This window comes from Janthinobacterium kochi (genome assembly GCF_051380715.1).
Classification (GTDB): Bacteria; Pseudomonadota; Gammaproteobacteria; order Burkholderiales; family Burkholderiaceae_D; genus Janthinobacterium.
Map to the genome: position 1 here is coordinate 72568 of NZ_JBNYXO010000003.1, position 17212 is coordinate 89779.

The 17212-nt window shown below is 64.2% G+C and carries 14 protein-coding genes; 6 read left to right on the top strand and 8 right to left on the bottom strand.

The annotated features are described in order from the left end of the window. Window positions 1–47 precede the first annotated feature (47 nt). From ACQ4WL_RS08025 to ACQ4WL_RS08035, 3 genes are read right to left on the bottom strand one after another with little or no spacing between them, the layout of a single operon-like run. Entirely contained in the window at window positions 48–1586 is a 1539-nt protein-coding gene (locus tag ACQ4WL_RS08025) for a class I adenylate-forming enzyme family protein (RefSeq protein ID WP_436509212.1), read from the bottom strand. An 11-nt stretch (window positions 1587–1597) separates the two neighbouring features. After that, on the bottom strand, window positions 1598–2752 hold the full coding sequence (locus ACQ4WL_RS08030) for an acyl-CoA dehydrogenase family protein (RefSeq protein WP_436509214.1): 1155 nt from the start codon (window positions 2750–2752) through the stop codon (window positions 1598–1600). A gap of 51 nt (window positions 2753–2803) precedes the next feature. Further along, window positions 2804–3628, bottom strand: coding sequence for an IclR family transcriptional regulator (locus tag ACQ4WL_RS08035; RefSeq protein ID WP_436509216.1), 825 nt, complete (start codon window positions 3626–3628; stop codon window positions 2804–2806). Window positions 3629–3918: 290 nt separating this feature from the next. Here ACQ4WL_RS08035 and ACQ4WL_RS08040 point away from each other — a divergent pair, with 290 nt between their 5' ends. Then, on the top strand, window positions 3919–5910 hold the full coding sequence (locus tag ACQ4WL_RS08040; protein ID WP_436509218.1) for a TonB-dependent receptor plug domain-containing protein: 1992 nt from the start codon (window positions 3919–3921) through the stop codon (window positions 5908–5910). A 30-nt stretch (window positions 5911–5940) separates the two neighbouring features. After that, window positions 5941–6480: a molybdopterin-dependent oxidoreductase gene (locus ACQ4WL_RS08045; RefSeq protein ID WP_436509219.1), complete on the top strand. Its 540-nt coding sequence runs from the start codon at window positions 5941–5943 to the stop codon at window positions 6478–6480. Window positions 6481–6543: 63 nt separating this feature from the next. Here the strand turns inward: ACQ4WL_RS08045 and ACQ4WL_RS08050 are convergent, their stop codons facing one another. From ACQ4WL_RS08050 to ACQ4WL_RS08060, 3 genes are read right to left on the bottom strand one after another with little or no spacing between them, the layout of a single operon-like run. Then, on the bottom strand, window positions 6544–7473 hold the full coding sequence (locus tag ACQ4WL_RS08050) for an alpha/beta hydrolase (RefSeq protein WP_436509220.1): 930 nt from the start codon (window positions 7471–7473) through the stop codon (window positions 6544–6546). Then, the gene (locus ACQ4WL_RS08055) at window positions 7470–8336 is read right to left on the bottom strand and encodes an alpha/beta fold hydrolase (RefSeq protein WP_436509222.1); all 867 of its coding nucleotides are present in this window, start codon (window positions 8334–8336) and stop codon (window positions 7470–7472) included. The genes ACQ4WL_RS08050 and ACQ4WL_RS08055 overlap by 4 nt, the downstream gene beginning before the upstream one ends. A gap of 13 nt (window positions 8337–8349) precedes the next feature. Further along, the gene (locus tag ACQ4WL_RS08060; protein ID WP_436509223.1) at window positions 8350–9411 is read right to left on the bottom strand and encodes a sugar phosphate isomerase/epimerase family protein; all 1062 of its coding nucleotides are present in this window, start codon (window positions 9409–9411) and stop codon (window positions 8350–8352) included. A 140-nt stretch (window positions 9412–9551) separates the two neighbouring features. Here ACQ4WL_RS08060 and ACQ4WL_RS08065 point away from each other — a divergent pair, with 140 nt between their 5' ends. Next, the gene (locus tag ACQ4WL_RS08065) at window positions 9552–10148 is read left to right on the top strand and encodes a TetR/AcrR family transcriptional regulator (RefSeq protein ID WP_436509225.1); all 597 of its coding nucleotides are present in this window, start codon (window positions 9552–9554) and stop codon (window positions 10146–10148) included. Between the two features lie 14 nt (window positions 10149–10162). On the opposite strand, the gene ACQ4WL_RS08070 is transcribed toward ACQ4WL_RS08065, so the two are convergent. Continuing rightward, a complete protein-coding gene (locus ACQ4WL_RS08070; protein WP_436509226.1) occupies window positions 10163–10534 on the bottom strand; it encodes a flagellar basal body protein in 372 nt (123 codons plus the stop codon). 502 nt (window positions 10535–11036) lie between these two features. Here ACQ4WL_RS08070 and ACQ4WL_RS08075 point away from each other — a divergent pair. The 3 genes from ACQ4WL_RS08075 (at window position 11037) to ACQ4WL_RS08085 (ending at window position 14242) form a co-directional block, all read left to right on the top strand. Beyond that, window positions 11037–12515 carry an NYN domain-containing protein gene (locus ACQ4WL_RS08075; protein ID WP_436509227.1) on the top strand — a complete coding sequence of 493 codons (1479 nt, stop codon included), beginning with the start codon at window positions 11037–11039 and terminating at the stop codon, window positions 12513–12515. Window positions 12516–12651: 136 nt separating this feature from the next. Further along, on the top strand, window positions 12652–13269 hold the full coding sequence (gene trhA, locus ACQ4WL_RS08080) for a PAQR family membrane homeostasis protein TrhA (protein WP_436509229.1): 618 nt from the start codon (window positions 12652–12654) through the stop codon (window positions 13267–13269). A 91-nt stretch (window positions 13270–13360) separates the two neighbouring features. Next, entirely contained in the window at window positions 13361–14242 is an 882-nt protein-coding gene (locus ACQ4WL_RS08085; RefSeq protein ID WP_436509231.1) for a LysR substrate-binding domain-containing protein, read from the top strand. A gap of 15 nt (window positions 14243–14257) precedes the next feature. On the opposite strand, the gene ACQ4WL_RS08090 is transcribed toward ACQ4WL_RS08085, so the two are convergent. Beyond that, window positions 14258–17143: a bifunctional diguanylate cyclase/phosphodiesterase gene (locus ACQ4WL_RS08090; RefSeq protein ID WP_436509233.1), complete on the bottom strand. Its 2886-nt coding sequence runs from the start codon at window positions 17141–17143 to the stop codon at window positions 14258–14260. Window positions 17144–17212: the final 69 nt, after the last annotated feature.

A 17212-nucleotide genomic window follows, 5' to 3' on the forward strand; every position in this document is an offset into this window, starting at 1 on the left:
GTGATGTGGCTTGGTTTTATTCTCAAGTCTGGTACTACATGGTCAACTTATCGGGCATTCTGCGCCATGTGCCGCAGTTGCCCTTTTAAAATCTTGCCCGTGGCGGCCGCTGGCAGCGCTTCCATGACGATGATGGCCGACGGGCACTTGTACGGCGACAGGGTCTGCGCCAGCCAGGCCTGCAATTGTGCCACGCTGGCGGGCTGGCGCGGATCCAGTTCCACATAGGCGATGACGTCCTCATTGCCATCGTCCAGGGTGCGTCCCACCACGGCCGACTGCACCACGGATGGGTGGGCGTTGAGGGCCGTTTCCACTTCCAGCGGATACACGTTGAAGCCGGAGCGGATGATCAGCTCCTTGGTGCGCCCGACGATGAACAGCGCGCCGTCCGGTTCCTGGCGCGCCATGTCGCCCGTATTGAGCCAGCCGCCGTCGCGCATGGTCGCCGCCGTCATGGCCGGCTCGCGGTAGTAGCCTGCCATGACGTTTGGCCCGCGTATCCACAGTTCGCCCGCTTCGCCCGGCGCCACGTCCGCGCCGGCGACGTTCACCACGCGCACTTCGACGCCGGGGATCGGCGTGCCGACAGAACTGTCCTGGCGCGGCGCATCGAGCCGCGTCTGGCTGATGGTGGGCGCGCTTTCCGTCATGCCGTAGCCATTGTGCAGCGCGGTACCCAGCAGCTTTTCCACGTCGCGCTTGAGCGACGGCGCCAGCGGCGAGCCGCCCGCATACGCAAAGCGCAGCCGTGTGGGCAGCGGCGTATCGGCGCCGCCCAGGGTTTGCAGCAGCTTGGCGTACATGGCGGGCACGCCCTGCACGATGGTCAATTCATCGTCTTTCAGCGCGGCCAGCAGGCCATCGACGGAAAAGCGCGGCACCAGGTAAAGCGCGGCGCCCGCATACAGGGTGCCCAGGGCAACAGAGGCCAGACCATACACGTGCGAAATGGGCAGCACGCCGTAGGCGCGGTCGCTGCGCGTCAAGCCCCGCAATGTGCTGGAGACGGCGGCGATGAACAGCAGGTTGCGGTGCGTCAGCATCACGCCTTTCGACTGTCCCGTGGTGCCCGTCGTGTAGATCAGCGCGGCCACCTGTTCGTTGCCGGGCACGCAGGCTTCCGCGACGGCGGCCTCGTTCAAGCTGCCCGCCAGCAGCTCTCCCATGCCGTCAACCTTGGCGCTGGCCGCGCCCAGACGTGCAGCATGCGCGGCCGCTTCCGGCGAGGTGCCGGCCAGGAACAGCAGCCGCCGCGCTCTGGAATGCTCGGCGATCGTGTCGATCTCGCGTGCCGACAGGCGCGCATTGACGTTGACGATCCACACATCGATGCTGGCGCAAGCGAAGATCAGCGCCACTTGCAGCGCGCCGTTCTCGCCCACCACCATCAGGCGGTCGCCGGCGCGCACGTCCAGCTGGCGCAACAACTGCGCTGCATTTTCCACACTGTGCTGCAGCTGCGCATAGGTCCAGCTGCGGCCAGCTTCATGCAGCGCCGGTGCGTCGGGCGCGCGCGCCGCCCAGTGGGCTGGGATGGCCGACAGGCGGGCCGGCAGGCCGGCCAGCAAGGCTGGAATGTCCATCGCGGCCTCCTTCACTTTTGTGCTGCCTTGATCATGTTGCGGGCGATGACGATCTGCTGGATCTGCGTCGTGCCCTCATAGATGCGGAACAGGCGTACGTCGCGGTAGAAGCGCTCGGCCGCGTATTCGCTGATGTAGCCGGCGCCGCCGTGAATTTGCACGGAGCGGTCAGCGACTCTGCCGCACATTTCGGAGGCGAACAGCTTGCAGCACGACGCTTCCGTCGAGATGTCTTCCTTGTTGTCGCGCCGGCGCGCGCAATCGAGCACCATGCTGCGCGCGGCGTAAATCTCGGCCTTGCTGTCGGCCAGCATGGCCTGGATCAGCTGGAATTCCGCGATGGGCTGGCCAAATTGCTGGCGCTCCATCGCGTACGCCAGGGCGTCGGCCAGCATGCGTTCGGCCGCGCCCACGCAGACGGCAGCGATGTGCAAACGGCCTTTGTCGAGCACCTTCATGGCCGTTTTAAAACCCACGCCTTCCTTGCCGCCGATGATGTTCGCGGCCGGCACACGGCAGTTTTCGAAGATGACGTCGCAGGTATGCGCGCCTTGCTGGCCCATCTTCTTATCGATCTTGCCTAAAGAAAGGCCTGGCGTATCCTTTTCCACGATGAAGGCGGAGATGGCCGAGGCGCCCCGCTTGACGGGGTCCGTGCGCGCCATCACTGTGAAGATGCTGGCCTCGGGTGCATTGGTGATATAGCGCTTGCTGCCGTTGAGGACATAGAAGTCGCCATCACGCACGGCGCTCGTGCGCAGGGACGCCGCGTCGGAGCCTGATCCTGCTTCCGTCAGGGCGAACGAGCCGATGATTTCGCCGGCCGCCAGCTTGGGCAGATAGTATTGTTTTTGCGCTTCCGTGCCGTCGATGACGATGCCTTGCGAGCCGATGCCGTTGTTCGTGCCGATCAGCGAGCGGAAGGCGGGCGAAGTGCGGGCGATTTCAAACGCGACCCGCACTTCCTCTTCCATGCTCAGTTCCAGGCCGCCATAGGCTTCCGGGATGGACAGGCCGAACAGGCCCAGTTCACGCATCTGCGCCACGATGGCGGGCGGTATCGTGTCCGTTTCGGCCACCAGCGCCTCGTTCGGCACCAGCACTTCGCGCACGAAACGGGCGATGCTGTCGAGCAGGATGTTCAGGGTTTCTTCGTCGCGTATCATCGGTTTCCTCGGCGCTTTGATTTGAACTGTCGTTGAGAGGGGGCGCGCAGTCTAACCGCGGCCCAGGTTTTTTTCCACTGTCTTGACCAGGGCGACCAGGCGCGGTCCCAGGTCCGCTTCGAGTTTTTCACGCGACAGCAAAAAGGCGGGGCCGCCGCAATTGAAGGCCATGACCTGTTCGCCGTCGGCACCCAGCATGGGCACGCCCACCGCATGCACATCGTTCTGCCACTCGCCGGCCGAGATGCAAAAGCCGCGGTCCTGGTAATCCTTGAAGCCTTGCTCGATGCCGGCCTTGATGCGCGGCCAGCGTTCCGTCTCGTGCACGCGCGCATGGTCCATCAGGTAGTCGCGTTCGGCCTGCGGCAGGATGCACATCAGGGCCTTGCCCATGGCCGTCGTCATCAGGGGAATGCGCGAGCCGACGTCGAGGCGCAGGGTGACGTTGGCGCTGCTGCGGCAGGTTTCCACGTAGACCATGCTGAGGCGGTCGCGCGTGCCCAGCGACACGGAAGCCTGCGCATGTTCGGCCAGTTCTTCCATCAGCGGGCGCGCCATCTTGCGCACGTCGAGGTTCGACAGCATGCGGTAGCCAAGGGCCAGTACGCCGGCGCCCAACTGGTACTTGCCCAGGCTGTCGGAGTAATTCAGGTAGCCCAGTTTGGTGAGGGTGTAGGTGAGGCGCGAAATCGTGGGTTTCGGGATGCCCGTGCGCTTGGCCATGTCCGCGTTCGACAGGAAGACTTCGCCGGGACGGAAGCACCGGAGCACTTCCAGTCCGCGCGCCAGCGCGTTGACGAACTGGCGGTCCTTGCCTTCTTCGTCATCGCTGAAAACGATGAGCTCCGGATCGGCTGCGGCCTGAGTATTGGTCATATGTGCTTTCATTTTCTGACTCCCTGAAAATCAGTTTGCCTAGCCAAATTCGACGTGTCAACCGTTTTGTGAAACATTCGTTCGCACAGCGAAATGCTGCGGTGCATGAATTTTTCTCGGAAAATTGACCTGCGCAGCTGTTTCCGGTCTTGTCGCTTGAACAGCGCAATATACGTCTGTATATTGCGCTGTTGGATGACGGCCGCCGCAGCAGTGGCCGCTTTTTTTGTACTTTTTTGTACTTTTTTGTATATCGCTATATAAAACGATATATAACGGAAGAGAACAACATGACGATGGTGAAACAGCTAATGGCAGGCGCCGTACTGCTGGCGATGGCGCAGCAGGCTGCTGGCAAGGAAGACGTGGATGCGGCGGCGCCGTTCGTGCTGGGCACGGTGACGGTGATCGGTCAGCGCGATCAGCTGGGGCAAGTAGGCGAGCAGCAAGTGGGTTCGCAAGTGAGCCGCGCCGAGATGCGCCGTTTTAACCGCGACAATGTGGGCGACGCCCTCAATTTGCTGTCGGGCGTGTCGCTGTCGACCAATTCGCGCAACGAAAAAACCGTCGCCATCCGCGGTTTCGATGCGCGCCAGGTGCCGCTGTACATCGATGGCATTCCCGTCTACGTGCCGTATGACGGCTATGTTGATTTCAATCGCTTCACGACGGCCGACCTGGCCGCCATCCAGGTGGCCAAGGGTTTCAGTTCCGTCGCGTATGGCGCCAATACCCTGGGCGGCGCCATCAACCTGATCTCGCGCAAACCCGCGGCGCGCCTTGAGGGCGACACCTCCGTCGGTTTCGGCTCGGGCAGCGAGCGCCAGGTATCGGCCAACGTGGGCACCAAGCAGGGCCTGTGGTATTTGCAGGCGGGCGTGTCGTATATCGACAGCGACGGTTTCCCCCTGTCCTCCGACTTCCGTCCCACGGCCACGCAAGACGGCGGCACGCGCAACAATGCCTACCGCAAGGATCATAAGCTGTCGTTCAAGGTGGGCTACACGCCCGATGGCGCGCAGGCGGGCGACGAGTATGCACTCAGCTACTACAAGCAGCATGGCGAAAAGGGCCAGCCGCCATCGACCAACCCCGTCGGCGCGCGCTACTGGCAATGGCCGTACTGGAACAAGGAAAGCGTGTATGTCGTCTCGCAGACGCGCCTCGGCGAGGTCGAACGCCTGAAACTGCGGCTGTACCACGACAGCTACGACAATGAAATCACCTCCTACACGAACGGCAGCTACGCGACCCTGAAAACCAGCGGCCAGGGCAGTGTCAGCGGCGGGCGCAGCATCTATAACGACCGCACGAACGGCGGTGCGGTGGAACTCGAATCGTTCCGCCTGGCCGCGCACAGCCTGCGTTTTGTCGCCAGTGTCAAGGCCGACGAGCACCAGGAGCTCGACGCCAAGGGCGTGCGCACCACCTGGTACAAGGATGCCCTGTGGACCCTGGGCGCGGAAGACAGCCTCGCCCTCGATGCGGCGACGGAACTGTCGCTGGGCGTGTCGCGCAATGCACTGCGCCCGGACACCGTCTACAGCGCCGGCAATGCGTATACCTTGCCGGAGAATCAATCGGCCACCGACCTGCAGGCGGGCCTGTTCCGCAAGATCGGTCTTGATGCGCGCGTGTACGCCACCGTGGCGCGCAAGTCGCGCCTGCCGACCCTGAAGGACCGCTACTCGCAGCGCCTGGGCACGTATATCGAAAACCCGGCCTTGCGCGCGGAGGAGGCGATGAACTATGAGCTGGGCTATCAAGGCAATGCGCAAGGCCTGGCGCTGGAGGCGGCGCTGTTCTACAGCGACGTGAAGGACAAGATCCAGAGCGTGGCGAATGTCTCGGGCGTGCGCGCGCAGATGCGCAACGCGGGCAGGGCGCATATCAGCGGCGTGGAGCTGGGCTTGCGCGGCCGCGCCGGCGCCTGGCTCGATGTCGGCGGCAACTACACGTATACGGAGATGAAGAACGTCAGCGACCGCGCGATGCGCCTGACGGACGTGCCGCGCCACAAGCTGACGGCGCACGCCGTGCTGCACGCGGCGCGCCAGGTCGACGTGGTGGCCATCGCGGAAGTGAACAGCGGGCGCTGGGTCTCGAACACCCTGGAACTTGGCGGTGTTACGACGCTGAACCTGAAGGCCGTGTACCGCCCCTTGCCGGCATGGACGCTGGAAGCGGGCGTGGCGAACCTGGGTGACCGCAATTACGCGCTGTCCGACGGCTTCCCCGGCGCCGGGCGCACCTGGCTGGCCAATGCACAGGTCCAGTTCTGATTTTTTGACTGTTCAATGAAAGGACACAGCATGTTCAAGAAAATATTTGCTGCTTGTACAGCGGCGTCGTTGCTGGCGGCGGCACCGGCCGCGTGGTCGGCACCCGCTGGCGCGCGCGACAACATGAGCCATGCCCTCGCCGTGACGGGCATGGTGGAAACGCCCTTGACCCTGAAGGTGGCCGACCTGCGCCAGCTACCGCCGGCGAATGGCGGGGAAATTGCCGTCACGCGCCATAACGGCGACAAGGCCGAAACCATCACCAGTTATCGTGGAGTGCGCCTGCGCGACATCCTCGACAAGGCGGTGCTCGATGCGCCCGGCCATAACGACGTCAAGAAGCTCGCCATCATCGCCACGGCGACCGATGGCTATGCGGTAGTGTTTTCCTGGGGCGAGCTGTATAACGCGCCGGCCGGCGAGGGCGTGATCGTCTACTACGAAAAAAACGGCAAGGCGCTCGACGACAACGATGGCGAGATCGCCCTCATCTCGGCGAAGGATATCCGCACGGGGCCGCGCCATGTGAAATGGCTGAATGGCATCGAGGTGCGCAAGCTGGTGGAGTAATGAGGTGGAGAGGTCGGCCGCCGTGGAGCCATCCCCGGCGGCCGATTTTTTTACCTTCCCTGCTTACCTTCCCAGCGCTTTTCGCATCGCCAGTCCCGCCACGTCGAACAATCCCCGTGCCTTTGGTGTCAAGCCCAGCATGTGCATCGATGCATGGATCATGCCGTCGAGCTGCACGCATTGCGCCGCCACGCCGTCATCGCGCAAACGCCGCGCATACGCCGCGCCTTCGTCATGCAGCGGGTCGAATTCGCACACCAGCACCGTCGCCGGCGGCAAGTCCTTGAGCGATGCGGCCCGCAGGGGCGCCGCATAGGGCTGTGTGCCATCGGCCGGCTCGTTCAGGTACGCCGACCAGTAAAAGCGCATGGCTTCGCGCGTCAGCGAATGACCATCCGCATAGCGCTGGTAGGATGGCGTGTCGAAGGCAAAATCGAGCGCCGGGTACAGCAGCAGCTGGTGCGCCAGCGCGGGGCCGGCCTGGTCGCGCGCCATCAGTGCCGCTGCCGCAGCCAGGTTGCCGCCCGCACTGTCGCCGCCCACGGCCAGGCGCTTCACATCGATGCCCAGCACTGCGGCATGCTGGGCGACCCAGCACAGCGCGCCGTAAAAGTCGTCCAGCGGCACGGGGAACTTGTGTTCGGGCGCCAGCCGGTAGTCGACGGAAAAGATCACGCAGCCGGTGGCGTTGGCCAGCGCGCGGCACGGATTGTCGTACAGGTCCAGCGAGCACAGACACCAGCCGCTGCCATGCGCAAAGACGATGGCGGGCAGGGGGGAACTCGTATCCGCGCCAGCCGGCACGTAGGCGCGCACGGTCAGCGCATGTTCGCCCGGCAGCACGTAGTCCTTGATCGAGGCGACGTCTTCCAATGGTCCGTGCAGCTGGCGCAGCCCCGTTTCCGTGGCGGCGCGCAGGTCTGCCAGCGAGTCGGGCGGCGGCGCATCCCTTGTCTGTTCCAGCCAGGCGGCGATCAGTGGATCAAGGCTCATGCGTTGTTTCCTGACTTTTCTCCCGCCAGGAAGGGCAGCAGGTGGGCGATGAACGCTTCCGGCTGTTCTTCCATGATGAAGTGGCCGCATTCGGCGACGATGGCGCCTTGTAAAATATCGGCCTTGCCCTGCATGGTCAGAAGGGGCGCGTCATTCGTCGCGTGGTCGGCGCCGATGGCCAGCACGGGCATCGGCAGGCTGTGTTTTGCCCGCTCCAGGTTTTGCCGGATGGTTTCGGGAATGGCGCGGTAGTAGGCGAAGCCGGCGCGCAGGGCGCCCGGCGTGGCATACGCTTCCGCATACACGTCGACGGCCACCTTGTCGCGGCGGTACGACCAGCGGTCGAAAATGAAGCGGATATATTCGCGCTCCTTGCCCGCCGTGAGCATTTCCGGCAAATCGAGCACCTGGTTGAACATGAAGTGCCACAGGAAGATGTTGTCGGACGGCGCGACGAAGATGGGCGGCGCCGGCGCCAGGCCGGGAATGACCGCTTCCGTCAGCGCCAGTTTCGTCACGGCCTGCGGGAAATCGCTGGCCAGCGCATAGCCGACCCACATGCCGATGTCGTGACCGACCACGTCGTACTGCGCGTGGCCCAGGGCCAGCATGGCGCGGTGCAGGGTGGCGGCCACGGCGCCCGTGTCGTAGCCATCGGCCGGGCGGCTTGAATGGCCGCTGCCGGGCGGGTCGATGGCGATCGCCTGGTAACCGTTGGCGGCCAGCGCCGCCATCACGTGGCGCCAGGCATACCAGGTTTGCGGCCAGCCGGGGATCAGGAGCACGGGTTTGCCTTCGCCCGCAATGACGCAATGCAGGCGCTGGCCGTCGATGCGGACGTAGTCGTGAATGAAGTCGTTCATATGGTTTCCTTGATTAGTTGTGCTCGATGCCCAGCAATTGATGGATCTGCTGCGCGCTGACGGGGGCGCCGGCGAAGTCGTCGAAGATCTTGTCCGTGACGGCAATGATGTGGGCATTGATGAAAGCGACGCCTTCGCGCGCACCCACTTCCTGGTCCTTCAGGCAGCACTCCCATTCCAAGGTGGCCCAGCCCGCGTAGTCGTTCTGCGCCATCTTCGAGAAGATCGCCTTGAAATCGACCTGGCCATCACCGAGCGAGCGGAAGCGCCCGGCGCGGTTTTCCCACGACTGGTAGCCGCCGTAGATGCCTTGCCGTCCCGTCGGATTGAATTCCGCATCCTTCACATGGAACATGCGGATATGGTCCTTGTAGATGTCGATGAATTCCAGGTAATTGAGCTGCTGCAGCACGAAGTGGCTGGGGTCGAACAGCATCTTGCAGCGCGGGTGGCGGCCCACGCGTTCATAAAACATCTCGAAGCTGATGCCGTCATGCAGGTCTTCGCTCGGGTGGATTTCGTAGCACAGGTTGATGCCCTGTTCCTCGCACACGTCGAGGATGGGCAGCCAGCGGCGCGCCAGTTCGTCGAAGGCCGCCTCGATCAGGCCGGGCGGGCGTTGCGGGAACGGGAACAGGTACGGCCAGGCGAACGAGCCGGAAAACGTGCCCATGTCCGCCAGGCCCAGGCGTTTCGAGGCCATGGCCGCCAGTTTCACCTGCTCGATGGCCCACTCGGTGCGCGCGGCCGGCTGGCCGTGCAGGTGGGCCGGCGCGAAGCTGTCGCACAGCGCGTCGTAGGCCGGGTGCACGGCCACCAGCTGGCCGAGGATGTGGGTCGTCAGTTCGCTGATGACGAGGCCATGGCCCGCCAGCATGGCGACCAGCTCGTCGCAGTATTGCTGGCTGTGGGCCGCTTGCGCCACGTCGAACAGGCGCGCATCCCAGGCGGGAATCTGCAAAGCCTTGAAGCCCATGCCGGCCGCCCACTCGGCGATGGCGGGCAGGGTGTTGAAGGGCGCCGTATCGGCGGCGAATTGGGCCAGGTGCAGGCTCGGTCCTTGGATGGTTTTCATATCGGCTCCTATTGTTTGTCGATCGACAAAGAATAGGTGAAATTGTTGGCGAGGTCAAGACGCTGATGCAAAATAAATCGCGAATGCGCTGCGGGCTCCAGGCGTTATACTGGCCGCCAGTTTGCAAGCAGAGGATCAAAATGGCAGGAAGACCGAGGGAATTCGACCGCGCGCTGGCGCTGGAAAAAGCGCGCGACGCATTCTGGACGCGCGGCTACGAGGGTGTGTCGATGGCCGACCTGGTGGCGGCGCTGGGCATCGCCTCGGCGCGCATCTATGCGGCGTTTGGTTCGAAAGAGCAACTGTTCCGCGAAGCCGTGGAGCTGTACGAGTCGGGCGAGGGCGCCTTTGCCGTGCATGCGCTGGCCGCCAGTCTGAATGTGCGCGACGCGGTGGCGCGCATGCTGGAAGAAGCCGTGCTGCTGTACACGCGCAGCGGCCAGCCGCAAGGCTGCATGGTGGTTACGGCCGCCACGAACACCAGCGCGGAAAACGCCGGCATCGCCGACTGGCTGGCGCAGCACCGCCGCGCGCGCACGCAAGCCGTCATCGAGCGCTTGCGCGCGGCGCAGCTGGCGGGAGAGTTATCAGGGGGAGCGGACGTGCAGGCGTTGGGCGATTATTATGCGGCGCTGCTGCATGGCCTGTCGGTGCAGGCGCGCGACGGCATTCCGGCCGAACGGCTGCTGGCGCTGATTGCGCCTGCCATGGCGCCGCTGGCGCTGGCTATGATGTAGATAGTCTCAGGGCTTCAAGTCTTGACGTCGATCAGGCTGCCCAAGGCCTGGTCGGCCGCCTTGATGACATTCGCCGACAGGTTGAAACCAGCCTTGTAGACCAGGTTGTCCGTCAGTTCGGACGCCAGGCCAACGCCGTTCGGCCGGCTTTCAGCCGCCTTGGCCGCAGTCGCATTGGCGCCGCTGACGCTTTCGCTGGCGGCCAGCTTGCGCCCTTCGACTGAGAGCGTCACGCCCGTGCCGGCCGGACTGGACTCCTGGAACGCGGCTTTCTGCGGCTGGAAACCTGGCGTATTCGCGTTGGCGATATTGTTGGCGGACACATCCAGCGCGCGCTGGTTGGCGGTCAGCCCCGAGGTACCGGTGGTGAGGGCGGATATGGACATGGCAACTCCTTCAGAATGCACCTAGTTTACTCCCGCCAGCGGGAAAAGTGCGGTGCTGCAAGGCAACAAATTTTTTCTGGCAGATGGTTGCCACAAAAAAATGGGTGCATCACGTACATTTTCATATTGTCCTGTGGCATTTCACTGCCTGGAGTGGCACTGAAGTCTTCCGCCGAGTCCGCCACTTCCTGCCTGCATCGTTTTATGCTCCGGAGGGGTGCTGCTCAACTTGTGCCGGCCAGCGGCGCTTGGGCCTGGGCCGAGGAGGGCGAAAGTCCTGATCTGCGCCGCTGGCCTCTGCCAGCGGCGCATCAGCATGCCGTGCCAGCTTATTCGGTCGATGAAAGCGTGGTTTGGCCGGGCACCAGTGCCGTCGGCGGTGCACAATAGGCTACCGCGCACGATAGTTGTCGCCGAAACGGGGGATGGGCGAATATACTAAGCAAAAAGGGAGGCGTTGCGCTTCCCGTCCGCCCTTATCATCCAGCGAGAATTCATCCTTATGGCGTCATCCCCAGAAAACCTCAGCATGGCCGTGTTTTGCGACTTCGAGAACGTCGCGCTCGGCGTGCGAGATGCAAATTACGAAAAATTCGATATCAAGCCCATCCTCGAACGCTTGTTGCTCAAGGGCAGCATCGTTGTCAAGAAGGCATATTGCGACTGGGACCGTTATAAAAGTTTCAAGGGCACCATGCATGAGGCGAACTTCGAGCTGATCGAAATTCCCCACGTGCGCCAGTCCGGCAAGAATTCGGCCGATATCCGCCTGGTGGTCGATGCGCTCGACCTGTGCTACACCAAGGCCCACGTCAACACCTTCGTCATCATCAGCGGCGATTCCGACTTTTCGCCGCTGGTGTCGAAGCTGCGCGAAAACGCCAAGCAGGTGATCGGCGTGGGCGTCAAGCAGTCGACTTCCGACCTGCTGGTGGCCAACTGCGACGAATTCATTTTCTACGATGACCTGGTGCGCGAGAGCCGCCGCACGGCCGCCAAGCGCGACGCGCGCGAAAGCCCGGCTGCGGCTGCCAAGCGCTCGCCCGATGAAGAACTGCGCCGCAAGGAAAAATACGAGTCGCGCAAGACGGAAGCGATCGAAATGGCCGTCGAAACCTTCGACGCGCTGGTTTCCGAGCGCGGCGACAGCGGCAAGATCTGGGCCTCGATGCTGAAGGAAGCGATCAAGCGCCGCAAGCCGGACTTCAGCGAATCGTATTACGGTTTCCGCACCTTCGGCAACCTGCTGGAAGAGGCGCAGACGCGCGGCTTGCTGGAATTTGGCCGCGACGAGAAATCGGGCGCCTATGTCTACCGCAGCAGCGGCCTGGTGGCTGTACCTGCCCCAGTGAACGCGGACGCCGCCAGCGAGACTATCGCCAGTGGCGAGACCGGCGCGACGGCGGAGGAGGGCAACAGCCGCGAAGGCGGCAGCCGCCGCGATTCGCGCCGCAATGGCCGTGGCGGCCGCAAGCAGAACGAACAACGCCGCGGTGAAGCGCCACAGGCCTTCGTGCCGGTGGCCGAGGCTGAATCTGTCGTCGCCGTCATCGAGCAGTATGCGCCGGCGCCGCAGCCGGAGGTCGTGCACGAGGTGGCCGAAGCCGTGGAAGCGGTGGCCGAGGGCAACGCCAAGCGCGGTTCGCGCCGCAATGGCCGTGGTGGCCGCAAGAATGGCGATGGCGCCCGTGAAGCGCGCGCCGAGGCGGTCGAGGTGGCACCAACGCCCGAGCCGGTAGCCGAGGTGGTCGCGGAAACCGTCGCCGAAGCGAAGCCCAAGGCCAAGCCGCGCACGCCGGCCCGCAAGGCGGCAGCATCGAAAAAGCCGGCCAAGAAGGCGGTCGACGCCGTGCTGGAAGCGGCGCCTGTCGTCGCAGCGGCGCCGGTGGAAGTGGCCGTCGTGGCGGAAGACAAGCCGGCCAAGGCGCCGCGCAAGACCCCGGCGCGCCGTCCCGCGCGCAAGAAGGCCGAAGAAGCTTGATAGTCTGAGCAGCAATAAGCGGGGCGGCAAGCGCATGCGCCCCGGCTTTTCCAGGCCCTGCCTTGCGCAAACCGCGCACCCCGATCTCCCCGAGCGTGTACCATGAGCCTGTTTTTAACGCAGCGGGCGGTCAAGCATGTACCACGGTGAACGGTTCAACAGCATTTCCCATACGGTGGGCGCCGCGCTGGCGGCCATCGGCGGCGTCATCCTGATCGTCGCGGCGGCCCGCACGGGCGACCCCTGGAAAATCGTCAGCTGCAGCGTGTATGCGGCGATGCTGCTGACCCTGTACCTCACTTCCACCCTGTACCACAGCGTGCGCGGCAAGGCCAAGGCCGTGCTGCAGCGGCTCGACCACTGCGCCATCTATCTGCTCATCGCGGGAACCTATACGCCCTTCATGCTGGTGACCCTGCGCGGGCCATGGGGCTGGTCGCTGCTCGGCATCGTCTGGGGCCTGGCCCTGCTTGGCATCGTGCAGGAATATATGTATGCGAAAGGCGCGCGCATCTTGTCGCTGGTGATTTACGTGGCCATGGGCTGGCTGGTCGTCATCGGCATCAAACCGCTGCTGGCGGCGCTCGAGTGGAACGGCTTCCTGTGGCTGGTGGCCGGCGGGCTGTGCTATACGGGCGGCATCGTCTTTTACGCCACCGACCACAAGCTGCGTCATGGCCACGGCATCTGGCACCTGTTCGTGCTGGCCGGTAGTAGCTGTCATTTTATCGCCATTTTGTTTTACGTTGCCTGACGTAGTCTGCTGCCATCACTGTTGCCATGATTCCATTATAATGCTGCGATATGTGAAAATCGCGCAACAATGCGGCAATAATAAGGCAACAATGGATATCAATTCGGACGACCTGAAAATCTTCATCACCGTCATCGACAGCGGCACCCTGAGCGCGGCTGCCGTGCACCTGGGACAAACCACCTCGGGCGTCAGCCGCGCCCTGTCGCGCCTGGAAGACAAGCTGGCCACCTCGCTGCTGACGCGCACCACGCGGCGCATGGAGCTGACGGAAGAGGGGCAGCTGTTCCTGGACAAGGCGCGCGCCATCCTCGCCTCGATGGAAGACGTGGAGGAATCGATCCGCATCCGCCGCCAGAAGCCGGCCGGGCGTTTGTCCGTGGATGCCGCCTCGCCCTTCATGCTGCATTGCGTGGTGCCCCACGTGGCCGAGTTTCGCGCCATGTACCCGGACATCCGCCTGGAGCTGACCAGCAACGACCAGATCGCCGACCTGCTCGAGCACCGCACCGATATCGCCATCCGCATCGGCGCTCTGGTCGACTCGACCCTGCATGCGCGCCCGCTGAGTGCCAGTCCGCTGCACGTGCTGGCCACACCCGCCTACCTGGCGCGCCACGGCGTGCCAGACACGCCGGAAGCGCTGTCCGGCCATGTGCTGCTGGGTTTTGCGCAATATGAACTGGGCAACAACTGGCCGCTGCGCCACGAGGCGGGTAACAGCCTGCAGATCGTGCCCGCGCTGGCCGCCTCCAGCGGCGAAACCTTGCGCCAGCTGGCGCTGCACGACCAGGGCATCGTCTGCCTGTCCGACTTCATGACGAAGGACGACATCGCGGCCGGCCGCCTGGTGCAGGTGCTGCAGCCGTTCTACACGGGCTACCGCCAGCAGATCCACGCCGTCTACTACCGCAATACGCAGCTGGCGCAGCGCATCAGCTGCTTCCTCGAATTTTTGCAGCACAAGCTGTAGGCAGGCGCCGCCTGCTCAGGCCAGGGCGCCGGTATCGTGAATGGCCGCCCGCAGCAGCAGTTCCACCTCGTGCGCGGGCAGCGGGTGGCTGAAGTAATAGCCTTGCGCTTCGTCGCAGCCGTGCTGGCGCAGGTAGTCCAGCTGTTCCGCCGTTTCCACGCCTTCGGCCACCACGCGCAGCTTCAAATTGTGCGCCAGGGCGATGATGGAGACGACGATGGCAGCATCGTCCGCGTCGCGCGCCACGTCGCCGACGAAACTGCGGTCGATCTTCAGCACGTCGATGGGGAAGGTGCGCAGGTAGGCGAAACTGGAATAGCCGGTGCCGAAGTCGTCGATCGACAGCTGTACCCCCAGTGCCTTCATGTCGTGCAGCTGGCTGACGGCCAGCGCCACGTCGTGCATGAACAGGCTTTCCGTCAGCTCCAGTTCCAGGCAGGCGGGCGGCAGGCCCGTTTCAAGCAGCACTTCGCCTATCGAGGCGACGAGGTTCGGCTCGTTGAACTGGCGCGCCGACAGGTTCACGGCCAGGCGCAGCTGGCCCAGCCCAGCCGCATGCCAGGCCTGCATCTGCGCGCATGCCTGGCGCATGACCCAGGCGCCGATCGGCACGATCAGGCCCGTATCTTCTGCCAGCGCGATGAAGCGTTGCGGCGCCACCATGCCCAGGTCCGGGTGCTGCCAGCGCAGCAGCGCTTCCACGCCGACGATGCGCCCGCTGGCCAGGTCCAGCTGCGGCTGGTAATGCAGTACGAACTGTTCGCGCTCCAGCGCATTGCGCAGCGCCGTCTCGATGCGCAGGCGCTCCAGGGTGGCCTGGTTCATGGCCGTCGTGTAGAACTTGATGTTGTTGCGGCCCTGTTTCTTGGCGCAGTACATGGCGATGTCTGCCTGTTCGATCAGGTTCTGCGTCTCGCCATTCAAGGTCACGTCGCCGGGAGCGTCGTAGCGCGACATGTCGTAGACGGCCACGCCGATGCTGCAGGTGACGAAGAATTCCTTGCCGTCGAGCAATACCGGCTGGGCCACAGTATCCATCACGCGCTGCACGATGGCGCCGCTGAGCACTTCGTCGGCCTGTTCGCACAGGATGGCGACGAATTCATCGCCCGACAGGCGCGCCACCGTGTCGCTTTCGCGCAGGCTGGCCTGCAGGCGCGCGGCAATGGTTTTCAACAGCAGGTCGCCGGCCTTGTGGCCCAGGCTGTCATTGACGAACTTGAAACGGTCGAGGTCGATCAACAGCACCCACAGCGCGCGGTTCTTGCGGCGCGACAGGGCCATCGCTTGCGCCAGGCGGTCGCGCAGCAGGGCGCGGTTGGGCAAGCCCGTCAGCACGTCGTGGTGGGCGATGTGCTGGATTTGCTGCTCGGCCAGCTTGCGCTCCGTGATTTCGGACCCCGTGCCCCGGTAGCCGCGAAATTCGCCCAACTCGTTGAACAGCGGTTCGCCGTTGATGCTGAACCAGCGCAGCTGGCCATCGCGGTCTTTCATCGCATATTCGAGGTTGGAAAAAGGCAGGTGCGCTGCCAGGTTGGCGATATGCTGCTTGCCCCAGCGCGAATTGCGCATCTCCGGGTTGTTGTCCCAGCGCGTCATGCCGATGAAGCGTTCCAGCGGCATGTTCGACTTGTCCGTGAAACCGCTGGTGATGTGGGTGAAGCAGAAGTTGGCATCCTGTTCCCAGTACCAGTCCGAGGACAGGGCCAGCAGGCGGCGGAAGCGTTTCTCGCTTTCCTGCAAGGCGCGTTCCGTGCGCTGGCGCGCCCGCACGTCGGCGCTGAGCAGCTCATTGCTGCGCTTGAGGTCGGCCGTGCGCTGTTCCACCAGCAGCTGCACGCGGCGCGAGCGCTGCGTCAGCGACTGCACGAAGGCGGCCGTCAATAAGCTGAACAGCAAGCCCGTGATCAGGGTAAACAGGGAGCCCAGGTGCTCGACCAGGAAGGGGCGCGGATGGGCCACCACGCGTACATGCCATGGCCGGCCGGCGGAGGCAAAGGTCCGGTCATAATGGCTGTGATAGGCAAACTGCAGCCAGCGTGGCAGCGATTCCCAGGCGCGGCCCGCTTCGTCGGCAGGTGCCTGGCCATGCCGGAAGATCAGTTGGCGCTGGTCGGCGCCAGCGTCCGCGTAGACGCTCAGTTCAAGCTGCGGGTCGCCCAGCAGGTCGGCGCCGGCAAGGATTTTCTGTACCAGTTCCGCGGCGCGGACGATGACCGCCGTATCGCCGATCAGCGCCGCGCGCCGCTGCTGCACCGTTTGCAGGGGCATGCCGTGGCGGTACACGGGGCGCACGATGACGAAGCCCTGCTGCGGCCCTTGCGCCAGGGCCAGCAAGCCGGTGGCGGTGGTCTGGCCGCTGATGATGGCCTGTTCCAGCGCGCGCGCCAGCACGCCGTTCGGGCTGACGTTCAGGCCGAAGGCGGGGCGGTTGCCTTGCAAGGGTACGAGGTAGTCCACCACCAAGTAGCTGGCGCGCGTCGTGGCGGGGACGACGACGCCGTCGCGCATTTCCGTCATGGCGTAATCGGGCACGATGCGCTGCAGCCCCGTCTCGAAGGCCGCGCGCTGCGCATGCGGCACGATGCGGTGGAAATTGAAGGCCTGGATGAATGGGTGGCGCTGCAGCAGCGGCGTGGTGAAGTCGTGGAACTGCTCGCGCGTGACGGGCACGACGGCAGCAAACAGCTGGTTGGTCGTGGTCAGCACCTCGACCGCGTCGTCGAGTCCCTGCTCGATGGCGGCCACGCGTGCGCTGGCGCGCTGCTGCAGGCTCAGGCTCATCTTGTCGTATTCGAGCTGGCTGATGGCGGCGAACAGCACGGTGGTGATGCTGACGCCGCAGGCAAAGGTCAGCGCGGCCGCAGTGGAAATCGACAATGGCAGGCGGCCACGCAGCATGGTTTTTCCTATCTCACTTCAGGGATACTTGGATTCGGCGGCGCCTGCCGGCCCCACGCAGGCCGTAGT

Excerpts from the sequence above, each read along its gene's own strand:
- ACQ4WL_RS08025 (WP_436509212.1), bottom strand. The coding sequence starts at position 1,586 with ATGGACATTCCAGCCTTGCTGGCCGGCCTGCCGGCCCGCCTGTCGGCC.
- ACQ4WL_RS08030 (WP_436509214.1), bottom strand. The coding sequence starts at position 2,752 with ATGATACGCGACGAAGAAACCCTGAACATCCTGCTCGACAGCATCGCC.
- ACQ4WL_RS08035 (WP_436509216.1), bottom strand. The coding sequence starts at position 3,628 with ATGACCAATACTCAGGCCGCAGCCGATCCGGAGCTCATCGTTTTCAGC.
- ACQ4WL_RS08040 (WP_436509218.1), top strand. The coding sequence starts at position 3,919 with ATGACGATGGTGAAACAGCTAATGGCAGGCGCCGTACTGCTGGCGATG.
- ACQ4WL_RS08045 (WP_436509219.1), top strand. The coding sequence starts at position 5,941 with ATGTTCAAGAAAATATTTGCTGCTTGTACAGCGGCGTCGTTGCTGGCG.
- ACQ4WL_RS08050 (WP_436509220.1), bottom strand. The coding sequence starts at position 7,473 with ATGAGCCTTGATCCACTGATCGCCGCCTGGCTGGAACAGACAAGGGAT.
- ACQ4WL_RS08055 (WP_436509222.1), bottom strand. The coding sequence starts at position 8,336 with ATGAACGACTTCATTCACGACTACGTCCGCATCGACGGCCAGCGCCTG.
- ACQ4WL_RS08060 (WP_436509223.1), bottom strand. The coding sequence starts at position 9,411 with ATGAAAACCATCCAAGGACCGAGCCTGCACCTGGCCCAATTCGCCGCC.
- ACQ4WL_RS08065 (WP_436509225.1), top strand. The coding sequence starts at position 9,552 with ATGGCAGGAAGACCGAGGGAATTCGACCGCGCGCTGGCGCTGGAAAAA.
- ACQ4WL_RS08070 (WP_436509226.1), bottom strand. The coding sequence starts at position 10,534 with ATGTCCATATCCGCCCTCACCACCGGTACCTCGGGGCTGACCGCCAAC.
- ACQ4WL_RS08075 (WP_436509227.1), top strand. The coding sequence starts at position 11,037 with ATGGCGTCATCCCCAGAAAACCTCAGCATGGCCGTGTTTTGCGACTTC.
- trhA (WP_436509229.1), top strand. The coding sequence starts at position 12,652 with ATGTACCACGGTGAACGGTTCAACAGCATTTCCCATACGGTGGGCGCC.
- ACQ4WL_RS08085 (WP_436509231.1), top strand. The coding sequence starts at position 13,361 with ATGGATATCAATTCGGACGACCTGAAAATCTTCATCACCGTCATCGAC.
- ACQ4WL_RS08090 (WP_436509233.1), bottom strand. The coding sequence starts at position 17,143 with ATGCTGCGTGGCCGCCTGCCATTGTCGATTTCCACTGCGGCCGCGCTG.